The following is a 4,026-nucleotide window of genomic DNA, read 5'->3' on the forward strand; positions in this document are numbered from 1 at the left end:
TTCACCGGAGCGGGCGGAGCGGCGGCGGGCGGAGCGGCGGCGGGCGCCGGCTGCAGGACGTCCACCCCGAAGTCGGCGGCGATGCCCGCGAGCCCCGCGGCGTACCCCTGCCCGACCGCCCGGAACTTCCAGTCCGCGCCGTGCCGGTACAGCTCGCCGAACACCATCGCCGTCTCGCTGCCGGCCTCCGGCGCCACGTCGTACCGGGCCACCTCGGTGCCGCCGTCCTGATCGACGACCCGGATGTAGGCGCCACGGACCTGCCCGAAGGTCTGCCGCCGCTGCGCCGCGTCGTAGATCGCCACCGCGAAGACGATCTTCTCCACCCCGGCGGAGACGTCCGCGAGCCGGACCTCGATCCGCTCGCGGTCGGCGCCGCCGCCGGACCCGCCCTGGTGCCGGACCGAGCCGTCCGGGCTCTGCAGGTTGTTGAAGAAGACGAAGTGCTGGTCCGAAGCGACCTTTCCGTCCGCACCGCAGAGCAGCGCGCTGGCGTCCAGGTCGTACCCGGCCCCGGCCGTCCAGCCGAGGCCCACCCGGACCACCCGGAGCCCGGGGGCCTGCTTGCCCAGGGAGACGTTGCCGCCCTTCGTCAGGGCCACGCTCATGGAACTTCCTCCACCACCGTACGAGTACCGCTGTTCGACCACGACAACGCTGTAGAACTCGCGTCGGTTCCCGGTCGAACCGTCAGCTTTCCGTCAAGGCCGGAACACGCCCCGCCGGCGGCGGAACACCGCCCGGGACTGCGGAGACACCACCGCGCCACCCCCTTCCGGCGGCCCGCTCGGCCACCGCCCCGGCCCACGGGCACCGCACCGGCACCCTGGCGGGCCGTCAGGTCCGGACCTATTGTCGGCGCACATGACATGTCTACGTCGCGCCGCCGGACTGGCCGCCGCTCTCACCGGAACGCTCGCCGCCCTGCTGGCCCCGGCCGCAGCCGCCCAGGCCGCTCCGGCCGGCTGCCGCACCTCCGCCACGGTGCCGCTGGACGCCGAGCAGGCCCGCCTCCAGGACGCCCGCCTGGCCGCCTTCACCGAGCGCTCCGGCCTGGGCGAGCTGCTCGGGGGCTTCCCCTCCGCCCTGTGCGCCGCCCGCAACGCCCGACAGGCCGAAAAGGTGGTGGACACCTGGGGCCGGACGCTCTGGCAGACCGGCCTGGACCGCGCCCAGGGCCGGCGGCCGGGCGGCGAACTGCCCGCCCGGGACGACCGCCCGCTGTACTGGACCAGGCTCGCCATGACCGTCCGGCTCGCCCGCTGGCAGCCCCGGTTCGAGGCCGACCACGCCGCGCTGCGGGCCCGCTTCGAGGACGCCTCGCGCGGTCTGGACGACGGCTTCGAGTCCGCCCCCGACGTCCGGCGGATCTTCGTCAGCGGCTTCGACCCGTTCGGCCTGGACGCCGAGCCGCGCCGCGCCAACCCCTCCGGCTCGGCCGTCCTGCAGCTGCACGGGCAGCGGATCACGCTGGCCGACGGCAGCACCGCCGAAGTGCGGGCCGTCGTGCTGCCGGTGCGCTACGGGGACTTCGACGAGGGCATCGTGGAGCGCGCCTTCGCCCCGCACCTGCGGCCGGGCCGGCAGTCCGCCGACCTGATCACCAGCATCAGCCAGGGCTACCCGGGCAAGTTCACCCTGGAGGAGTGGGCCGGGCGCGCCCGCTCCGCCGACCCGGCCACCGACAACGTGGCCGCGCTCTCCGGCGGCACCTCCCAGCACCCGGTGGACGCCCCGGGGCTGGCCCCCGGGCCGCAGTTCGTCCGCACCACCCTGCCGACCGACGCCATGCGGGCCGTCCAGCAGCCCTTCCCGGTGCTGCTCAACACCTTCGTCACCGAGATCCCGGCGGGCGCCACCGCCCCGGTCTTCCGGCCGGACGGTCCCACCCCCGGCTCCCGCGCGGTCTCCGGGGGCGGCGGCGGGTACCTCTCCAACGAGGTCGCCTACCGCTCCAACCGGCTGCGCCTGCTCCTCGCGCCGGGCCTCCCGGGCGGCCATCTGCACACCCCGGTCCTGACCGGCCTGCCGGCCGACCCGAACCGGCTCACCGCACCGGAGTTCGAGCAGAACGAGGCCGCGATCGGCGACGAGGTGCGGGCGATCCTGAGCGCCACCCGGCTCTGACGGACCGGCCGGGGCGGGCGGGTGACCCTCCGCCCGCCCCGGACGCCCGTTCAGACCGGGTCGGCGTAGCGGGTGCCCGTCGCGCGGGCACGCGACTCGGCGATCTCGGCGCAGGCGGCGTCGCGGCCCACCCAGTGCGAGCCCTCGACGGACTTGCCGCGCTCCAGGTCCTTGTACACCAGGAAGAAGTGGGTGATCTCCAGCAGGTCGAACTCGCGCAGGTCGTCGATGTCCCGCAGGTCCGCATAGCGCGGGTCGCGGGCCGGCACGCAGAGCACCTTCTCGTCCGGGCCGCGCTCGTCGCGCATCACCCACATGGCCACCGCCCGGCAGGTCAGCACGCAGCCGGGGACGGCCGGCTCGCCGCCGAGCACCAGGGCGTCCAGCGGTTCCCCGTCGCCGCCGAGGGTGCCCGCGACGTAGCCGTAGTCGGTGGGATAGCGGGTGGCCGTGAAGAGGGTGCGGTCCAGGCGGATCCGGCCCGCCGCGAAGTCCATCACGTACTTGTTCCGCGACCCCTGCGGGATCTCGATCACGACCTCGAACTCCACCGCGGCCTCCTCCTCGGCTCCTGGGGGAATTGTCCGCCGTCCGGACGGCCGCCGAAAGCACCCCGGCCGGTCGGGCGCCCGCACCACCCACGCCGGACCCTCGACCTGCACGCATCCCAGGTCTCGATTGGGCTGCGGAACTGACGGCGCGACAGTTCTTCGTCCACGATTCCTCTACGGTGACGGCTGCAACAACCGTCACCATGCAAGAGGGGGCACGCCCATGTCCCGGAGCCGGAAGCTCCACCGCCTCAGCAACCCCGACGCCGACGAACGCCGCGCCCAGCGCGCGCTCTTCCGTCACCTCCGCGACGACACCAACGCCAACCGCGGCCGGATGGCCAAGCGCGTCCGCGAGCTCCAGCTGCTGCTGGCGATGGACCCGATCGAGTTCGAGGGGCTGATCGCCCGGCTGATGGAAGCGATGGGCATGAAGGTCGAGCTCACCGCCCGGTCGCGGGACGGCGGGGTGGACGTCCGCGGCATCGACCCCGACCCGTTCCGCGGCGGCAACGTCATCGTGCAGGTGAAGCGGTACCGGGACACGGTGACGCCCACGGCGGTGCGGGACCTGTACGGGACGCTGCGGCACGACCAGGCCGCGACCAAGGCCGTCCTGGTCACCACCAGCAGGTTCGGGCCCAGCTCGCACCAGTTCGTCGCGGGCAAGCCGATCAGCCTGATCAACGGCGCCGAGCTGGTCGGGCTGCTCAAGCACCACGGCTTCCACGAGGTCTTCGAGGCCGCCCAGGACGAGGCCTCCGCCGAGGCCGGCGCCCTGGACGGACTGCCCGCGATCGAGGTGGCCGCCGAGCCCTCCCGCCTGCTCCTGCACTGGACCGGGGAGGAGGAGTACGACATCGCCGCCCTGGTCTGCACGGGGAACGTGGCGCTCTCCGACGACCACCTGGTGTTCTACAACAACGCCTCGACGCCCGACGGTTCGGTGCGGCTGGTGACCGGCTACGGCGACGCGAACGCCTGCCTGATGGTCGACTTCGGCGCGCTGCCCGCCGAGGTCGACCGGCTGGTCGTCATCGCCGCCGCCGACACCGAGAACCACCCCGAGGCCACCATGGGCGGGTTCGCCGGGCCGGCGCTGATCCTGGAGGCCGGTTCCGGGCAGGACGCGGCCGTGGTGCACCTGGCGGACGGCGCGGAGACCAACACCGCGATGCGGCTCGGCCGGTTCGACCGCGAGCCTTCCGGGGACTGGGAGTTCACCCCCGCGCTCGCCGGGTACCCGGGTGGGCTGCGCCAGGCCGTGACCGCGTACGGGCTGGAGGTCGTGGACGCGTGACGGGGGCGGGGCGCGTCGCGGACCCGGCAAGGCCGCCCGGGACGCGCC

The 4,026-nt window shown here is 74.2% G+C and carries 4 protein-coding genes; 2 read left to right on the forward strand and 2 right to left on the reverse strand.

Features of this window, described 5'->3' with window-relative positions:
* Positions 1 to 608, reverse strand: a 608-nt coding sequence (locus KS423_RS40105; RefSeq protein WP_224284661.1) for a TerD family protein, incomplete at its 3' end; no start/stop codon positions are given.
* Positions 609 to 864: 256 nt separating this feature from the next.
* Here KS423_RS40105 and KS423_RS40110 point away from each other — a divergent pair.
* Positions 865 to 2,127: a pyroglutamyl peptidase gene (locus tag KS423_RS40110; RefSeq protein WP_224284664.1), complete on the forward strand. Its 1,263-nt coding sequence runs from the start codon at positions 865 to 867 to the stop codon at positions 2,125 to 2,127.
* Between the two features lie 50 nt (positions 2,128 to 2,177).
* Here KS423_RS40110 and KS423_RS40115 read toward each other — a convergent pair whose 3' ends face one another.
* Entirely contained in the window at positions 2,178 to 2,678 is a 501-nt protein-coding gene (locus KS423_RS40115; protein WP_224284662.1) for an inorganic diphosphatase, read from the reverse strand.
* A gap of 223 nt (positions 2,679 to 2,901) precedes the next feature.
* Here KS423_RS40115 and KS423_RS40120 point away from each other — a divergent pair, with 223 nt between their 5' ends.
* A complete protein-coding gene (locus tag KS423_RS40120) occupies positions 2,902 to 3,978 on the forward strand; it encodes a restriction endonuclease (protein WP_224284663.1) in 1,077 nt (358 codons plus the stop codon).
* Positions 3,979 to 4,026 lie beyond the last annotated feature (48 nt).

The sequence above is a fragment of the Streptomyces sp. LS1784 genome, assembly GCF_020103755.1.
In the GTDB taxonomy this organism is placed as follows: Bacteria; Actinomycetota; Actinomycetes; order Streptomycetales; family Streptomycetaceae; genus Kitasatospora.